The following is a 15,926-nucleotide window of genomic DNA, read 5'->3' as shown; positions in this document are numbered from 1 at the left end:
CAAAGCAAATTACAACGCTGACTTGATCTTCTGAGCTGCTTCAGGCTCGACCCACTTCGCCCAGACATCAGGATGCTTTTTCAGGAATTGCTTTGCACCATCAGCACCGGTCGCCTGGTTGGCCGCCATCCAAGCCAGCATCTGACTGACTGCAGCGTTCGGCCAGGTGCGTACTGTCAGATATTTATAGGCAGATCCAGCACGGTCGGAGAATGACTTAGTGACAATCGTGTTGACTTCGTCAGCAGGCCACTCATTCGGTTTTGGATCCGGGCAATTCTCGACCTTGTTGCAACGGTTCCACTCAGCCTCATCGTAGGGAACGCCTGATGGAAGGCGAACCATCTCGTATTTGCCCAGCAGCGAGGTCGGATCCCAGTAGTAGCCAATCCAGCCCCTCTTGCGCTCATAGGCATGTATGAGCGAACCGTCGTGCCCTGCCGCAGATCCGGTATCAACAAGACGAAAGCCCGCTTCTTTGCCCTTGTACGCCTTGTAATACTGGCTAGCGATGATGGTGCCGCCCCACCCTTGCTGTCCGGCAGACCAGGCGCCTTTCGACGGATCTTCAGGATCAGGAAAGAGCTCAGGATGCTTCAGGGCATCTGCGATAGTCTTGATGTCAGGATGTTGATCAACGATGAACTTGGGGATGTAGATACCCTGCACGCCGCCATCAGCGAAGGTTTTGCTTGCAATGAGCAATTTACCTTCGACGATACTCTTCTGTGTAATAGGCGGTCGCAAGCTCGTCCAAGACTCGGGCGCCACGTCCGGTTTTCCTTTCTCGGCCATTGAGGTCAATGTCGGAACCGTGTCGCCGAGTACGATGCTCGCATCACAACCGTAGCCGTTCTGCAAGATGAACCTGTCGACCTCGGCAAGGAGCTCTGCAGATGCCCAGTTCATACTCGCAATCGTCACGGCGCCACAGTCTGCAGCATTGGCAACCGGCGTAATGGCTGCAAGACCCAGCACCAGCGACATGCTAGAGACCAAGCGTTTGATTGCAAGCCCTCTGGTATCCATCTGGACGGAGACATCTTTTTTTATTTTCATTTGCAGTCACCCTTCTTATGTTCATCTAGGAAGCTTATTCAGACGTACATTCGCGCCTGTTTGCGCGCTCACGTCTATAAAGCGAGCAATGCCGTTAGCACACCCGCAAGTACGAAATTAAGGACGCTCAGAAACGACTTACTCGACCAGCTCCTACCGCAGCGACACTCCAGTCCAAACGGGCAGTGAATGTTCCATATTTGGTGGTCGCCTTGTTGGCGTTAACTAAGCGCAGGCATAGCTTGTTGCCAATCTCCAAGGCTCGGCCTTTAACATACAAGTGACGCGATCAATGATCAGGGAGAAGGCACCCAATACAATCCGGTGCTTACGTGGGTAATCATCAGCCGAGTACTCTTTAGCTTCATGGCGGTCGAGCCTTCGAGGTCTGAGTTGATTCTGTTCCGGCTGAAGATCCACAGCTATAAGGAAACGGACGATTACCGGCAGAATCTGACAGCTACGATTCTTACTTTTCGCTGCGGTTGAGACGCGCCCGCACAACTCAGTCATTTCTGAACATTTGGACTAACGGAAATCCTTGAAGCACCGGGCAGCAATGGCTGTGCGAGCCGCAGATTGGCTTTTCTTGAACAGTGTTGGCCTGAGCTGCGGCTCGCGGTAAACCGCCAAAGCTGGCCGTGGTGCAAGGCTAAGGTGGTTTTAATGGCGGATCGATTGAGTACCGATTCTTCTGGCCGAACGAAGGGATCTTTAGTGGGTGCAAGCAATCCTGCGAAGCACCAATTGGCTTATCACAAACTGACTAATCACCAGATCGAAATGCGCGCCGCCGGCGTTTTTGTAGACGGTGATATCGCTTGGTGCGCGGATAAATCCCTCGTCCTGGCAAATATCGTACAGGTCACCCTCGATCTGCGTTTCGCTAATCGCGCCGAGGGTCAAGGGGATATGGATATCGCCGGACACATATGCGGTGGAACGGTCATCCACGAAGATCCTCGACCTGCGCATCAGATCGGTATCTGCTTCCTGCATATCTTGGCGATAGCCGCCTACAAGGTCGACGTGGGTACCTGGTTTAACATTCCTACCCTCGATCAAAGGTATCGTCGAACTGGTGGCCGCGCTGATGATGTCCGCCTCACCGACTGCCGCAGACAGATCTTCGACGATCTCGACTGGCACACCTCTCCCGCGCAGTTCCTGGCAAGTCAGGGTCAGTTTTGAAGGCGTGCGATTCCACAATAGCACTTTGCTAATGGCTGGGCGGATATGCAGGTAGGCATCGACCAGGGATTTGGACACGGGGCCGGCCCCCAAAACGAGCAAGACACCACTGTCCTTACGGCTGAGTTTTCTCGCTGCAACGATGGAGTCTGCAGCAGTTTTCCAGCGAGTAATCTCAGGGCCATCCAGCACGGCCTGAATGGCCTTAGTCGTCTCATCGATGACCACAAATGCGGCGTCCTCGACTGGGCGGGGTGGTCGTGCACGGCTATTGACCGGGCACATAGACGCGATCTTCAGCCCTGCCCCGAACCCAGGAAGGATGACACCTCTACTTAGTAAACCATAATCGGCATCACCCAAAAAAAAACTGTCCCCTATCGGTCGAGGCCCAAGATGAGCCGTGTATAACGCTTCCAACACAGCGTCCCACTCCATCACCGAATTGATTTCGCTCGCCGAGATGATCCGCATTTTGTGCCCCTCATGCTCTCTAACAAAGTGCTGCACACAGGGTATGTGAGTAGCACTAAGCAAGAACCTTTGATCCTTGAATGCTTAGCCGTGGATATTACTCAGCGATGCCGGGCAAGCGAGCATCTACGCGTGAAAGCACAAACTCCGTGATGTTCTCAACGCTGCGACTGATCAGATGCTGCATCGCGTCTCTGCTGCTCCAGGCAACGTGAGGTGTAAGGATGAAATTGTGCATTCCAATCAACTGCAGGATGGGGTTGTCCGGTTGTACTGGCTCATCCACCAGGACATCCAACGCAGCACCGCCGATACGCCCAGCCAGCATCGCATCTATCAGCGCACCTTCGTTGACAATGCCACCGCGCCCTGTGTTGATGAGAATTGCATCCTTCTTCATCTGGGACAATTCAGCAGCCCCTACAAGATCGAGTGTTTCCTCAGTCAAGGGACAGTTGATCATGAGCACATCACTGATCTGCAATAACTTCTCCATACGAACGAACTCCGGCCCGACGTAGCGACCATCACGATCATAGAAAAACACCTGCATGCCGATTGCGCGTCCGAGCTCTGCTACTCGTTTCCCGATAGAGCCATGCCCTACGATACCAAGCACTCGACCACATAGATCCCTGATCGGGAAGTCGAAATAGATGTTGCGAGGCTCTGTTTCGCCCCTCTGAACTTTCTGCATCAAATCACTGTAGCTGGAGACGTTGCGAAACAGCTCGAACATCATCGCCAGCGAGTGCTCTGCCACAGTATTGGTTGCATAGCCTGGAACGTTGGTGACTTTGATTCCTCGCGCCTTGCAGTACTCCACATCGACGATGTCAGTACCCGTAAGCGCAAGAGAGATCATCTGCAAATTGGGCAGTTGAGCGAGATGCTCCTCGCGTAATGCAACGCTGCAGGTCAGCGCGACTGTAGCGCCGCGCAGGTGCTCAACCACCTGATCGGGTTGGGTATAGCGATAGCTCACCCAGCTGTGATCAAACGGCATTTCTGGCAAGGCGACATCCGGCCCAATGCCTTCGTCATCGAGGAACACGATGCGATGCTTCATGAGGGACATTCCTATTTTTTCTGAGCGGGAACGTAGCCAGCAGGTGCCAGCGATGCGAGTTTGGAAGTCAGAACGCTGGCATCCATGTTTCGATCCTCCAGTGACTCCTTGCGTACAAGCGCGTCACGTACGAGGTGTGCACCAATGAAGCGGAAGGGCTCGACTGGGAATAGCTTCATCTTCTGATTCACCAGACCGCAGTTCGACCACTCATCGTTGGCATTTTCCACCAGAGATTTGATGATCCGGCTAGCGAACACAGTCGTACCAACGCCGTTACCAGAGAAACCGATGCCAAAGACGATATTTGGGTGTCCGCCAAGCTGACCGAAGTTCGGTAAGCCTTTCATTGCACGGTCAATAGGCCCTGTCCAACTGCTGATGATAGGAACATCGCTCAGTTGCGGGTAGAAGCTGCGCACTTCTTCAGTGACTTTATCCACTGCGGGCGTTGGGCGCTCATAGAGGTCACCGATCTTGCCGGCGAACGCGAATTTACCCAGTGGCTTGCCAAATACGATTCGCCCATCGGGCGTGTTGCGGTAGTAGTTCAGCACCGTGCGTGAGTCTGTGATGCACTCGCCGCCACTGAAGCCTATTTGGTCAAGACGCTCTTTGACCGGCGCGGTCGCAACCATATCACTCGACATGATCGCAATCATGCGACGCAGTTCGGGGAATTGGGCTCCCCAAGCATTCATCGCCACGACAACTTTATTCGCCTGAACACTTCCATGCTCGGTATGAACAACAGGTTTGTCTGACCGCTCTAAGGTGGTCAGGGGCGACTTTTCGTAAATCACAACGCCGAGCTTTAATGCAACACGGCGCAGGCCACGGGCCAACATCGCAGGCTGCACGGTTGCGGCGTTAGGATCGAAGATCCCGCCCATCATGCGCGCAGAGCCCGTGCGGCGACGTACCTCTTCGCGAGTCAGTGGGCTGAACGGATTCACGCCGTGTTTTGCGAGACTTTCGGTCAGTACCTTCCAGGAATCGACTTGACGCTGGTTGCTCGCTGTCCAGATCCAGCCATCTTTTCGGTATTGAGCGTCGATGCCATGCTCTGCGCAGAAAGAACCAATCTCGTCGATGGCAGATTCCGCAGCCTCGCAGATGCGGCGAGCCTCTTTTTCACCACAGATGCTCATCACGGATAGGTATTTTGCCCACCAGTTGGTCGCGATACCGCCATTACGTCCGCTTGCACCAGAACCACAGCGATCTCGCTCAACGATCACGATGCGCCAGTCGGGGTGAGCCTGCTTCAGGCGGATCGAAGACCACAAACCGAGAAAACCACCGCCAATGATGCAAACGTCCGCCTTTTCATTACCCTTCAGAGAAGGTGCAAGATGGCACTCCTGATCCAGAGCTTGCGCATACCAAAAGCCACGGTACATGTGTGTTCACCCACAATTAGATTGATCGATGGGACACATGTTGCCGAACGGACGGATCTACCACTATCAGGTTACGGACAGATGCTATTAGCCGGCTGCCGTTATGAAGAAATATGCAAAAAGAATTTCTAGCTGAACGAAGCAGCTACCTGCTGTCCGAATTTTTATACAGATGGCATAAATATTATATCTTCTGATAGCGCTGTTATATTTAAGACGGCAGAGTGAGCATAAGCTTTCGCTCACAGAGGGTGCTGCGCGCGCAACAGCTTACTCTTCTAGTAATAACGCAGCACCCAATCCACCTAACGGTGCGTGAGGCCAGTGAGGACAATAATAATGAAAATTTCCAGCGTCTATGAAACAGGCGGCAAAGACCCCGAGGCTCAGGTAGTCAAGCCCGACCTGCGCGTCGGCTTCATTCTCATGAACCAATTCACTCTCGTTCCAGTTGCGGGATTCGTGGATTCATTGCGCTTCGCAGCCGACAAATCCTTTCGAAGCCAGCAGATCTTCTGCAAGTGGGATTGGATGACCTGCAACGATCAGCCCATCACCGCAAGCTGCGGAATGCCCATCCATCCGACCAAACCCTTGACTGACATCGAAAGTTACGACTATGTCGTCCTGGCTGGTGGACTGCTGAGCGAAACACGCAACCCGCCAGAATGGCTACTGGAAATGCTGCGCCGCGTTCATGCTGCGAAGATTCCGCTCATTGCCCTGTGCTCCGGTTCCTTCGTTCTCGGGAAAGCAGGTTTGCTGGAAGACAGGCGTTGCGCAATCCACTTCACCATCCGTGAAGAGTTCATGCAGCGCTTTCCGGAAGCTGAAGTCCTGGTAGACAAAAGCTTCGTTGACGATGATGGGATCATAACCTGCCCGGGCGGCACGGCCATTGATCTAGCTGCACACATCATCAGTCGACATTGCGGCTCGATACGAGCACAAAAAGGGCTTGAGTATTTGCTCGTCAACGATGAAGAAATTCAACGACAAGCCAACGATGAAAAAACCGGCATAACCGAGCTGCACGTTTACAAAAACGCTATGGTAGAACGTGCCATCAGCTACATGCGAAACCACATGGACTCCCCTACGTCTCTGAAAGAGGTCGCAGAAAGTATTGGTACCAATGAGCGCCAACTGCATAGAGCGTTCATGTCCAGTACAAACGAATCTCCCGCGCAGTACTGGCGAAAACTCCGCCTGGAATATGCACGCAAATTACTGATGAACACTGAGATGCATGTTACTCAAATTGCTTTTCAGACTGGGTTCTCGGACGCCTCGCACTTCATCCTCTGGTTCCGCAAGCAGTTCGGTGAAACGCCGTGCTCCTTCCGAAAGCGCCGCCATGATGTGGAGAAGCTCATCAACTTCGGGCACTAAGCGCTTGCGCTTGCGCTTACCGCCGCTGTAACAAGCGGCAGCTGAGCTCACTAGAGTCCTCCTCTATCTACACATACTGAATCTTTGGCCCCTCAATCGCGGGCGGCACTCGCACCGTTCTCGAAACCAACAGTCCACTGCCCCTTCGCTTCACATCAGGCAAATAATGACAAAGGCCACTTCACAACAAGCCAAAGGCAACTTTCTGGGCGTCGGTGCAATCCTGCTCTGGAGCACCATGACTTCCCTGATGCGACTGCTTAGCGAGACATATGGCCCCACTGCGGGCGCGGCGCTGATGTATACAATAGCAACTATTGTTCTATCGCTATTGCTTGGCTGGCCGTCGATGAAGCGCTTTCCACTGCGATACCTGATTGTCGTGGGGTCGCTGTTCGTAATCTACGAGATCGCACTGTTCTTCGCTTTAGGGTTAGCTCAAAACCGCTCGCAAGCCATTGAGGTCTCCATCCTCAACAACATGTGGCCATGCCTGACCGTCGCCTTGGCGGCGCTGATGGGATTACAACGGGCAAGCCTTTTGTTGGTTCCCGGCATGGCGATTTCCTTGTTGGGCGTAGGCTGGATTCTCAGTGGCGGTCAGGGGCTAACCATCGACAGCATATTGTTTAATGCAAATCAGAATCCGCTCAGTTACGGTCTCGGATTATCGTGTGCATTTCTATGGACTTTCTACTGCTGCCTATCGAAGAAGATGGTGCACTCGGAAGACGGAACGGTACCGTTTTTTGCGTTCGCTAGCATCGTCCTATGGATCATATACGCGGTTAATGGCGAGCCATTGCCCAAACCTGGGCTCGCAAGTGTGGGTTTACTGATCGCCACCGCAGTGGTCATCGCTCTCGGTTACGCCGCTTGGAACAGAGCACTGCGAACCGGCAATCTGATGATGCTAGCAGCCATCTCGTACACCTCCCCAGTTCTATCCGCTTTTCTGAGCTCTTTGCTTCTCAGCACCACCCTGCAGTTCAGCTTCTGGCAAGGTGCGGTGATGGTGACAATGGGCTCGCTGATCTGCTGGTGGGCCTCGCGAAGAGGCTGAAGGTTGCACTAAACGCCGGCTACATGCCGGCGGCACCGCGAACATGAGCCAACAGCGCCTGGAGTGGATGCAGCACCGTTTTTCCATCCATGCGTTTCACCTGGCTCCGGCAGGAGTAGCCGTCTGCGAGCAAACTGCCGTCAGCCCGATGCTTGTCGATCAGTGGGCCCCACGACTGCGCATAAATTTTCCGGGATGACTCAGCGTTCCTGGTCTCGTGCCCATAAGTACCGGACATGCCGCAACATCCCGTAGTCAGCACTGAGAGCTTCAGTCCAAATCGCTCAAACACTCTTTGCCACTGAGTGATGCTCGCCGGGGCATTCGTTTTCTCGGTGCAATGAGCCAACAAGTTGTAGGCAGCCATTGGTGGCACATCAATTTCCGTATCAGGCAAGATTTCGCATAACCACTCCTGGATGAGATGCACTTGAGGCGCGCCCTCCCCCAGCACTTTTGAATACTCCTGCCGGTAGACGAGTGTCATCGCAGGATCGAGTCCCACCAATGGAATACCATAAGCAGCCAATGCTCCCAAAGTCCCACCGTTGCGCCGAGCCGCCCTCTCGAAAGCACCAAGAAAGCCTTGCACTTGCAGAGGCTTGCCATTTGGAGCGTACGGTGCGAGGTACACTTGGTAACCGAGGCGGGAAACCAGTTCAATCCAATCTATGGCCACCGTGGTCTCGAAGTAACGGGTGAACGCATCCTGCACGAAAATTACGCTGCCCTCGCGCTCAGCTTGCGACAAACATCCAAGTTTTTGCGTGGTCGCCAACTGCACATTCCAACGTTTGCATGCAGTCTTGAAATTGAGCGAACTGATTAGAGGACTATCAACCATCCCAGCAACTCGCTCCAGCAGCAATCTCACTGGCGGCAAACCCATCAGGCCGTTGTAGAGACGCGGGAATCGCGCAAGCACAGGAATGCTGAACTCAAGAGAGCCAATCAGATAGTCTTTCAAAGGCCGTCCATATCGGCTGTGGTAAAGCTCCAGAAAACGTGACCGAAATTCAGGAACATTTACTTTTACCGGGCATTGGCCGGCGCAGGACTTACAAGCCAAACAACCTGCCATTGCGTCGTAAACTTCGTGAGAAAAATCAGGCTCTCCCAAAGACCTGGCAATCGAATTACGCAGCCGAGCTAGAGGTGCGAACAAGCTCGATCTCTGTCGAATGGCGTCGCTCTGAGCCAACACATCGACCCCAGCCTGCCCTTGCTGACGGAGCCATTCGCGAATCAGCGAAGCGCGTCCTTTTGGCGACTGGGTTCGATCGCGAGTCGCCTTCCAAGACGGACACATGGCATCGTTTGGATCGAAGTTGTAACAAGCTCCGTTTCCGTTGCACTGAACGGCGGTGTCGTAACTCTCCCACACACGTTCGTCAATAACCCGATCCAGGTCTCCCCGCAGCGGGACTTCATCTACTCCAGTTAACTTCGCATTGGTCATGCCCGCCGGCGTTGAGATCTTGCCAGGGTTCAATTGGTTATGCGGGTCGAAGGCAGCCTTCAGCGCCTGCAACTCAGGATAGAGCTCCCCAAAAAAGGCCGGTGCATATTCCGAACGCAGCCCCTTCCCATGCTCTCCCCATAACAAGCCACCGTATTTATGGGTTAGCGCTGCTACAGCATCGGAGATAGGACGAATCAACGATGCCTGTACAGGATCTTTCATATCGAGGAGTGGACGCACATGAAGCACACCCGCATCAACATGCCCAAACATGCCGTACTGCAACCCATAGCCGTCGAGCAACTCACGAAATTCGACAATAAAATCTGCAAGGTTCTCGGGTGGTACCGCAGTGTCCTCAACAAAGGGCTGGGGTCTTGCCTGCCCTTCAACATTGCCCAACAAACCAACTGCCCGCTTGCGCATCATATAGACACGCTTAACCGCCGCCTCGCCAATGGCCAGCGTGTGCCCTAAACGACGTACGGAAGTATCCCTGTATAAATGCTCCACGAAGTCATGTACACGCGATTCCAGTTCCGGCCAGTCATCGCCACTGAATTCGATCAGATTGATACCCAAAGTTGGCGCATCATGATCTTCAGGGAAATACTCAGCGACACCGTGCCAGACAATGTCACGCATCGCCAAAAGCAACACCTTGGAGTCGACGGTCTCAATGGACAGTGGCTTGAGTGCCATCAGCGCTTTGGCATCGCGCAAGGCATCCATGAAGCTTGCGTATCGCACATTGACCAAGACTGTATGTTTCGGAATCGGAAGCACATTCAACTTGGCTTCGACAACAAAACCGAGGGTACCTTCAGACCCGCACAGTACGCTGTTGAGGTTGAATCGACCGTCAGCTTCACGCAGATGCGCCAAGTCATAGCCAGTCAGACAGCGGTTGAGTTTGGGGAATTTATGGGCAATCAGATCGGCATTGCGGTCGACAATATCGCGGGCGCAACGCAGCACTTTAGCGCTGCGGCTAGCGCCAGTAATCTCGAACTCCAGTGCTTGCTCCTCAATGACGGAGCTGTTCAACAGCTCACCACCCAACAGCACAGTTTTCAGCTCAAGCACATGATCACGAGTCTTCCCATAAGTGCAGCTGCCTTGCCCACTCGCGTCGGTATTGATCATCCCGCCGATGGTTGCCCGGTTGGAAGTCGAGAGCTCTGGCGCGAAGAACAGTCCGTAAGGTTTCAGCGCGGCGTTCAACTGATCCTTGACCACTCCTCCCTGAACCCGAACCCAGCGCTCTTCAGGATTGATTTCCAGGATGTGCGTCAGATGGCGTGAGAGATCAACGACAATACCTTCGGTCAGCGATTGGCCGTTGGTTCCTGTTCCTCCTCCGCGTGGCGTCAACACTACCTCTTGGAATTCTTCTTGAGCAATCAGCGTGGCTAGACATGAAACATCCGCAGCATCCCTTGGAAAAACTGCGGCCTGTGGCATCCGCTGATAAATGGAATTATCGGTGGCGAGCACCGTCCTGGTCGCCTGATCCAGAGTAATTTCCCCGTCAAAACCGACAGCACGCAACTGAGTGAGAAATGATCGGTACGCCTTGGCGAGCTGAGGTTCGGCGTGAAGACGGGCAATCATTCGATCACTCCTGGAAGTATCTATGAAACACGATTAATAGAGCCTGCAAGAGCTGCAACACATTGGCTAAAGCAGGATTGTAGAGATGGTTTTATGGGCTCGACCTCACCCTGGGCGAGGTCGATACGAAGCCAGCTCATCTACGATGATGACGCTGGCTATTACCTTCGCATCTCGTTTAGCGGTGCGCCGAAGCTTGAATCTCAATCAAGTAATCAGGGGTAGCAAGCTGCGCACCGACGCAGGCGCGAGCAGGCTGCAACTTGGCTCCCACCCAGGCGTCATATACTTCGTTCATGGCGTCAAAGTGCTTCATGTCTGCGAGCCAGATCTGCACCCGCATTAGCTCTTCACGACCGACACCGGCCTTTCCTAAAAGCTCTTCGAGCTGGGTAAGCACATCGCGAGTTTGGCCTGCGATGTCCTGCGTGACATCGTTGGCCACTAGGCCAGATGTCTCAATCCAGTCGCCAGCGATTACCAGCTTGCTGGCTCGATGCGATGCGTCAATTCGAGAAACCACGGCGTGCATCCTCAGAAAATGACATAGGTCTTTCGGAAGGTTTCGCGGATGTCCCAAACACCTTCGCAGTTGGCCGGGAAAAACACCGCATCCCCTGCACGAAGCTCGACCGGCTCCCCACCATCTGGAGTGAAGATGCACCAGCCTGCTACGACGTGACTGAATTCGCGATTCATGATGTGGCGGCGAAACACACCTGGAGTGCACTCCCAGATACCTACGGAGGATGAAGACTCTTCCAGTGTGACATCCTGGCCAAGCTGCGAATGAGCAACCACATCTCCAATTGGCAGTTTTGCAGGCGTGGACTCGCCCATCGGAGAGCGCTCTGCATTTGTGATCACTGTAGGTTTAACGGACATTGGTTTTTTTTCCTGTTCATGGGTGCCTTCATGTTTCAGGCACAGTTTTACAGTTGATTACTGAAAGGGGGCTGCACTCTTAACTTTCCAGGCGTGCGCGACGTTGCCCCCAATGCAAATTGGCGTTCACGCCTAGGGATAGGAATGGCTCTGGCGGATTTCGGTTGGGCCCAGCGCTAGCGAGCAAGAAGTCGATTAATTCATGGCGCTTACCGGCCAACCAGTCGGCCAACAGAGTGCCTGCCCCAGTTCCACGAGTGATGCCCAAACCATTACACCCCAGCGACCCGTAGACGTTAGGAGCCAGCTGACCGAAATGTCCAGAATGATTGCGGGTCATGCACATAGCACCGCCCCAGGTGTAGTCGAAATTTACACCCGGCAGCATGGGAAAGCGGTTCTGGAAAGAACGGCGCTGGTTAGCCTCAGCGCGAGCAAGAAGATGGGCGTTTATCTTTCCGCTGGGGTTGAAGGTGAAGCTGTTGCGAACCAGCAAACGCTGATCTGGAGTACGCCGCAGGGTGCTGCCAAACGGGTCGGCGGGAATAACGCCCCAGACTCGTTTTCCGCCCAGTCGAGCTTGCTCATCTGCGCTCAACGGCCGAGTCATGCTGGCATAGGTGAAAACGGGCAGCAGGCGTCCTTTGAGAAAGCCAAACTGTGTTGCGAAAGCGTTATTGCTGAGTATCAGTTTATCGACAGTAACTGTCCCTTTCGCATGGGTCAGCACAATCGGATTGGAATAGTCGACAGCAGTGACAGCGCAGTTCTCAAACAAAGAGACGTTGGCCGGTAGGCTCTCGGCCAAACCTTTAACCAGGCTGGCGGGCTGGATCAACATTGTCCCAGGAGTGAACAATGCGCGTCGGTAAAATGAGGTTCCTAAATGCGAAGGAAGCTCCTCAGACTCAATGATTTCGTAAGGTTGGTCGAGCTTGTCCAGGCCGCTCTTATAAGCCTCCAAAACTCGCAGACCTTTCATTTCTACCGCTGCCTGATATTTGCCGGCGAGCTCTATCTGGCAATCGAAACCATGCTTTGCAATCAGAGAAGTAATGATGTTCTGGGCGAAGAGATTCAGTTTCAAATTCATCTTGGCAGTCACAGGGTCACCGATGTAATCCGCTGCACCGATGTCATGCGGCAGATCGATAGCGAACCCTGAGTTGCGACCCGAAGCGCCAAAACCGACTTCCTGAGCCTCTAACAACACGATTTCGTCGTCAGGAAAGTTCAACGCAAGCTGGCGCGCGACCGCAAGTCCGGTCAGCCCGGCACCTACGACCCCCCATCGGGCGCGGACATGACCTTGGCGAGCAACACGGGGCGTTCGCGGAGGACTGAGATGGAACCAGCCACAGCCATTATCGTCAGCAGGGGTTTCTTTTATTTTCATAATTTTCGGCTCTCACAACTGTGCACCGATTCTGGGTTGTACTCCTCTCCTGCGCCTATAACGATACGGACGATTGCCAGCAAGTTTCTCCCTCAACGTCCAAATTGATCCTTCGAGCATCCATTTCCCTGATCCACAGATGAACTCCCAGGCTCAAGCCCATCGAAGCAACTAACCCATAACCTCCTATGACTTGTCCCCCCTGTTATATGGCCAGGCAAGGCACGAATGAGATAGTTAGATGATCGAGAGCCACACCCATCACGCTCCTTCATGGAGTGATTGGTTTTCCACCCACCTTTTCGCCATTGAATAAAAAGGCGGCATTGAAAGGAGGTACTCATGCAGAAACTTGGAATACTTGGTGTCGGCGACCTAACAGATAAGATCGTTCGCGGTTTACGCCGTAGTGGACACAACGAGAGCATTTTTTTGTCACCGCGCAATGACGAGCGTTCAGCCCAACTAGCCTCCGATTGCGGCTGCCAAGTGATGCCCAGTAACCAGGCGGTCGTGGATAGTGCAGACCTCTTGATCATCGGAGTGCGACCAGATGCTTTACCAGGCCTGGCAGCCGAGCTGGTCATCCCGGCAGGGAAAAAGGTCATTTCAATTGCAGCCGGCGTGGGCCTTGACGCGTTGAAACGCCATTTCCCCAATGCTCAATGTGTTCGAGCAATGCTCTCCTGCGCAGCGCAGTTCAACCAATCAACTGTTGTTATCTGCCCACCAGATACCACTTGCGAACAGTTACTCCTCCCCCTCGGGAAGATTGTGGATCTCGAAGATGAAGCTGATTTCGAGCTCGCTACGGTTGCCGCCTGCATGAACGGCTGGTTCTATTTTTTCCTTCATGACCTGCAACAGTGGCTGGTGGAAAAAGGGCTGCCTTCGGACAAAGCTCGCAGCCTCGTGCTGGATAACATGCAGGATTGCATCGCTTCAGCTCGACACCATTCGACTATTGATCTGAAAACACTGGGGCAAGCGATAGCGACGCCAGGCACGTATACAGCAGATGGGCTCGATATGCTTTACCACCTGCAAGCCAATGCCCACTGGGGGGCCGCTTGTGAAATTGTGCTGGGAGCATTGCAGGCCAGCTCAACTCCACCAAGCCATTTTTGATAACCGACGCTCTACACCCATCGTCCAGATGAGAGATCCATCTGGGCAAAGGGTGCGCGTCACCAAACCGTTTGAGGTAGTAAGCAAGATGACCAAGGCCGCCGATCTAGTAGTGCAATGCCTGGAAAACGAAGGTGTCGAGTATGTGTTCGGCATCCCCGGCGAGGAAAACCTCGATCTACTGGAGTCCCTGCGTAAGTCGCATATCAAGCTCGTGCTGACCCGCCACGAACAATCAGCTGGCTTCATGGCCGCGACTTATGGCCGTCTCACTGGTAAAACCGGGGTTAGCCTATCTACCCTTGGCCCGGGCGCTACCAATCTGGTTACTGCAGGCGCCTACGCCTACCTAGGCGGGATGCCGATGCTGATGATTACCGGCCAGAAACCCATCAAAAAATCCAAACAAGGCAAGTTCCAGATTTTGGATGTGGTAGGCATGATGCAGCCGCTAACCAAATACACCCACCAACTGGCTTCGGCGGACAACATCCCGTCCCGTGTGCGCGAGGCCTTCCGTTTGGCAGAGGAAGAAAAACCTGGCGCGGTACACCTTGAATTGCCGGAAGACATCGCCGCCGAGCAAACCGACAGTCTGCCGATCCCGCCGAGCCTGCACCGTCGCCCACTGGCTGAACACAAGGCTATCCAGGCCGCAGTCGATAAACTGAAGACCGCCCGTAGCCCAATCCTGGTCATCGGCGCCGGTGCCAACCGCAAGATGACCGCCAAGGTACTCAAGCAGTTGATCGACAAAACCAATATTCCGTTCGTGACCACCCAGATGGGTAAAGGTGTGGTCGATGAGCGTCATCCACGTTTCCTTGGCAACGCCGCACTGTCATCTGGGGACTTCGTGCACCGCGCCGTCGAAGCCGCTGATCTGATTGTGAACATTGGCCACGACGTCATCGAGAAGCCTCCCTTTTTCATGGTTCGCGGAGGCACCCAAGTCATCCACATTAACTTCCGCTCGGCCGAAGTCGATTCCGTGTATTTCCCGCAGATCGAAGTAATCGGTGACATCGCCAACGCTGTCTGGCAGATAGGCGAGGCGCTTAACGATGTCTCGCACTGGGACTTCTCCCGCCTGATGACCATCCGCGAAGCGAACGAGGCACAGGTTGCCGAAGGCAGCGACGATGCGCGTTTCCCGGTATACCCACAACGCCTGGTTGCAGATGTGCGTAAGGCGATGCCATCCAACGGGATCGTCGCGCTGGACAACGGAATCTACAAAATCTGGTTCGCGCGGAACTACAAAGCCCATATGCCTAACACCGTGCTGTTGGACAACGCCCTGGCCACAATGGGTGCTGGTTTGCCTTCTGCGATGGCAGCTCACCTGGTCTATCCAGACCGTCCAGTCCTTTCGGTATGCGGAGACGGTGGCTTCATGATGAACAGCCAGGAGCTGGAAACCGCTGTGCGCCTGAAGATGAACCTGACCATCGTTATCTTGCGTGATGACGGCTACGGAATGATTCGTTGGAAGCAAGCGAACATGGGGTTCACTGACTTCGGCCTGAATTACGGCAACCCTGACTTCGTTCAGTACGCACAAGCTTACGGTGCTTACGGCCATCGGGTTGAAAGCACAGAGGGCTTTTTGCCGCTCCTGGAAAGATGCTTGAGCACGCCTGGTGTACACCTGATCGACTGTCCGGTGGACTACTCCGAGAACGACCAAATCCTGAACACCGAGCTCAGAACCCGCAGCTCGAAAGTTTAACAAAATAAGCGTCGCAACCCTGCACCGCACCCTCGTGCAGCTTTCGCACTCATCCTGA

Annotated in this window: 12 protein-coding genes; 4 read left to right on the top strand and 8 right to left on the bottom strand. The window is 53.9% G+C overall.

Translation table 11 applies throughout. From position 1 onward, the window contains the following. Positions 1-9: 9 nt before the first annotated feature. From ACYZT7_RS17250 to ACYZT7_RS17235, 4 genes are all read right to left on the bottom strand, one after another. Positions 10-1,059: an ABC transporter substrate-binding protein gene (locus tag ACYZT7_RS17250; RefSeq protein WP_461959781.1), complete on the bottom strand. Its 1,050-nt coding sequence runs from the start codon at positions 1,057-1,059 to the stop codon at positions 10-12. A gap of 714 nt (positions 1,060-1,773) precedes the next feature. Continuing rightward, positions 1,774-2,724, bottom strand: a complete 951-nt coding sequence (locus tag ACYZT7_RS17245) for an ornithine cyclodeaminase family protein (RefSeq protein WP_462037519.1) — start codon at positions 2,722-2,724, stop codon at positions 1,774-1,776. Between the two features lie 97 nt (positions 2,725-2,821). After that, a complete protein-coding gene (locus tag ACYZT7_RS17240; protein ID WP_461959779.1) occupies positions 2,822-3,793 on the bottom strand; it encodes a D-2-hydroxyacid dehydrogenase in 972 nt (323 codons plus the stop codon). A gap of 11 nt (positions 3,794-3,804) precedes the next feature. After that, positions 3,805-5,196: an NAD(P)/FAD-dependent oxidoreductase gene (locus ACYZT7_RS17235; protein ID WP_462037518.1), complete on the bottom strand. Its 1,392-nt coding sequence runs from the start codon at positions 5,194-5,196 to the stop codon at positions 3,805-3,807. 339 nt (positions 5,197-5,535) lie between these two features. Here ACYZT7_RS17235 and ACYZT7_RS17230 point away from each other — a divergent pair, with 339 nt between their 5' ends. Together ACYZT7_RS17230 and yddG are read left to right on the top strand one after the other, a co-directional pair. Beyond that, positions 5,536-6,588 (top strand): GlxA family transcriptional regulator, encoded by a 1,053-nt coding sequence (locus ACYZT7_RS17230; protein WP_461959777.1) that lies wholly within the window; start codon positions 5,536-5,538, stop codon positions 6,586-6,588. 166 nt (positions 6,589-6,754) lie between these two features. Beyond that, on the top strand, positions 6,755-7,651 hold the full coding sequence (gene yddG / locus ACYZT7_RS17225) for an aromatic amino acid DMT transporter YddG (RefSeq protein ID WP_461959776.1): 897 nt from the start codon (positions 6,755-6,757) through the stop codon (positions 7,649-7,651). Between the two features lie 19 nt (positions 7,652-7,670). On the opposite strand, the gene ydiJ is transcribed toward yddG, so the two are convergent. The 4 genes from ydiJ to ACYZT7_RS17205 all read right to left on the bottom strand — a co-directional run bounded on the left by ydiJ (position 7,671) and on the right by ACYZT7_RS17205 (position 13,011). Beyond that, positions 7,671-10,727: a D-2-hydroxyglutarate dehydrogenase YdiJ gene (gene ydiJ, locus ACYZT7_RS17220; protein ID WP_462037517.1), complete on the bottom strand. Its 3,057-nt coding sequence runs from the start codon at positions 10,725-10,727 to the stop codon at positions 7,671-7,673. Between the two features lie 178 nt (positions 10,728-10,905). Continuing rightward, positions 10,906-11,259, bottom strand: a complete 354-nt coding sequence (locus ACYZT7_RS17215) for a RidA family protein (RefSeq protein ID WP_461959774.1) — start codon at positions 11,257-11,259, stop codon at positions 10,906-10,908. Positions 11,260-11,261: 2 nt separating this feature from the next. Continuing rightward, positions 11,262-11,612, bottom strand: coding sequence for a cupin domain-containing protein (locus tag ACYZT7_RS17210; protein WP_462037516.1), 351 nt, complete (start codon positions 11,610-11,612; stop codon positions 11,262-11,264). A gap of 79 nt (positions 11,613-11,691) precedes the next feature. Then, positions 11,692-13,011, bottom strand: coding sequence for an NAD(P)/FAD-dependent oxidoreductase (locus tag ACYZT7_RS17205; RefSeq protein ID WP_462041813.1), 1,320 nt, complete (start codon positions 13,009-13,011; stop codon positions 11,692-11,694). Positions 13,012-13,350: 339 nt separating this feature from the next. Between ACYZT7_RS17205 and ACYZT7_RS17200 the strand changes: the two genes are divergently transcribed. Together ACYZT7_RS17200 and ACYZT7_RS17195 are read left to right on the top strand one after the other, a co-directional pair. After that, positions 13,351-14,136, top strand: coding sequence for a pyrroline-5-carboxylate reductase family protein (locus ACYZT7_RS17200; protein WP_462037515.1), 786 nt, complete (start codon positions 13,351-13,353; stop codon positions 14,134-14,136). Between the two features lie 88 nt (positions 14,137-14,224). Beyond that, positions 14,225-15,868: an acetolactate synthase large subunit gene (locus ACYZT7_RS17195; RefSeq protein WP_461959771.1), complete on the top strand. Its 1,644-nt coding sequence runs from the start codon at positions 14,225-14,227 to the stop codon at positions 15,866-15,868. The last annotated feature ends 58 nt before the right edge of the window (positions 15,869-15,926 follow it).

Source organism: Pseudomonas sp. RT4P38, from assembly GCF_054897765.1.
This window is presented reverse-complemented; position numbering and strand designations above follow the sequence as displayed.

Bases quoted from the DNA above. Each gene is read 5' to 3' on its own strand.
- ACYZT7_RS17250 (WP_461959781.1), bottom strand. From the start codon at position 1,059: ATGAAAATAAAAAAAGATGTCTCCGTCCAGATGGATACCAGAGGGCTT.
- ACYZT7_RS17245 (WP_462037519.1), bottom strand. From the start codon at position 2,724: ATGCGGATCATCTCGGCGAGCGAAATCAATTCGGTGATGGAGTGGGAC.
- ACYZT7_RS17240 (WP_461959779.1), bottom strand. From the start codon at position 3,793: ATGAAGCATCGCATCGTGTTCCTCGATGACGAAGGCATTGGGCCGGAT.
- ACYZT7_RS17235 (WP_462037518.1), bottom strand. From the start codon at position 5,196: ATGTACCGTGGCTTTTGGTATGCGCAAGCTCTGGATCAGGAGTGCCAT.
- ACYZT7_RS17230 (WP_461959777.1), top strand. From the start codon at position 5,536: ATGAAAATTTCCAGCGTCTATGAAACAGGCGGCAAAGACCCCGAGGCT.
- yddG (WP_461959776.1), top strand. From the start codon at position 6,755: ATGACAAAGGCCACTTCACAACAAGCCAAAGGCAACTTTCTGGGCGTC.
- ydiJ (WP_462037517.1), bottom strand. From the start codon at position 10,727: ATGATTGCCCGTCTTCACGCCGAACCTCAGCTCGCCAAGGCGTACCGA.
- ACYZT7_RS17215 (WP_461959774.1), bottom strand. From the start codon at position 11,259: ATGCACGCCGTGGTTTCTCGAATTGACGCATCGCATCGAGCCAGCAAG.
- ACYZT7_RS17210 (WP_462037516.1), bottom strand. From the start codon at position 11,612: ATGTCCGTTAAACCTACAGTGATCACAAATGCAGAGCGCTCTCCGATG.
- ACYZT7_RS17200 (WP_462037515.1), top strand. From the start codon at position 13,351: ATGCAGAAACTTGGAATACTTGGTGTCGGCGACCTAACAGATAAGATC.
- ACYZT7_RS17195 (WP_461959771.1), top strand. From the start codon at position 14,225: ATGACCAAGGCCGCCGATCTAGTAGTGCAATGCCTGGAAAACGAAGGT.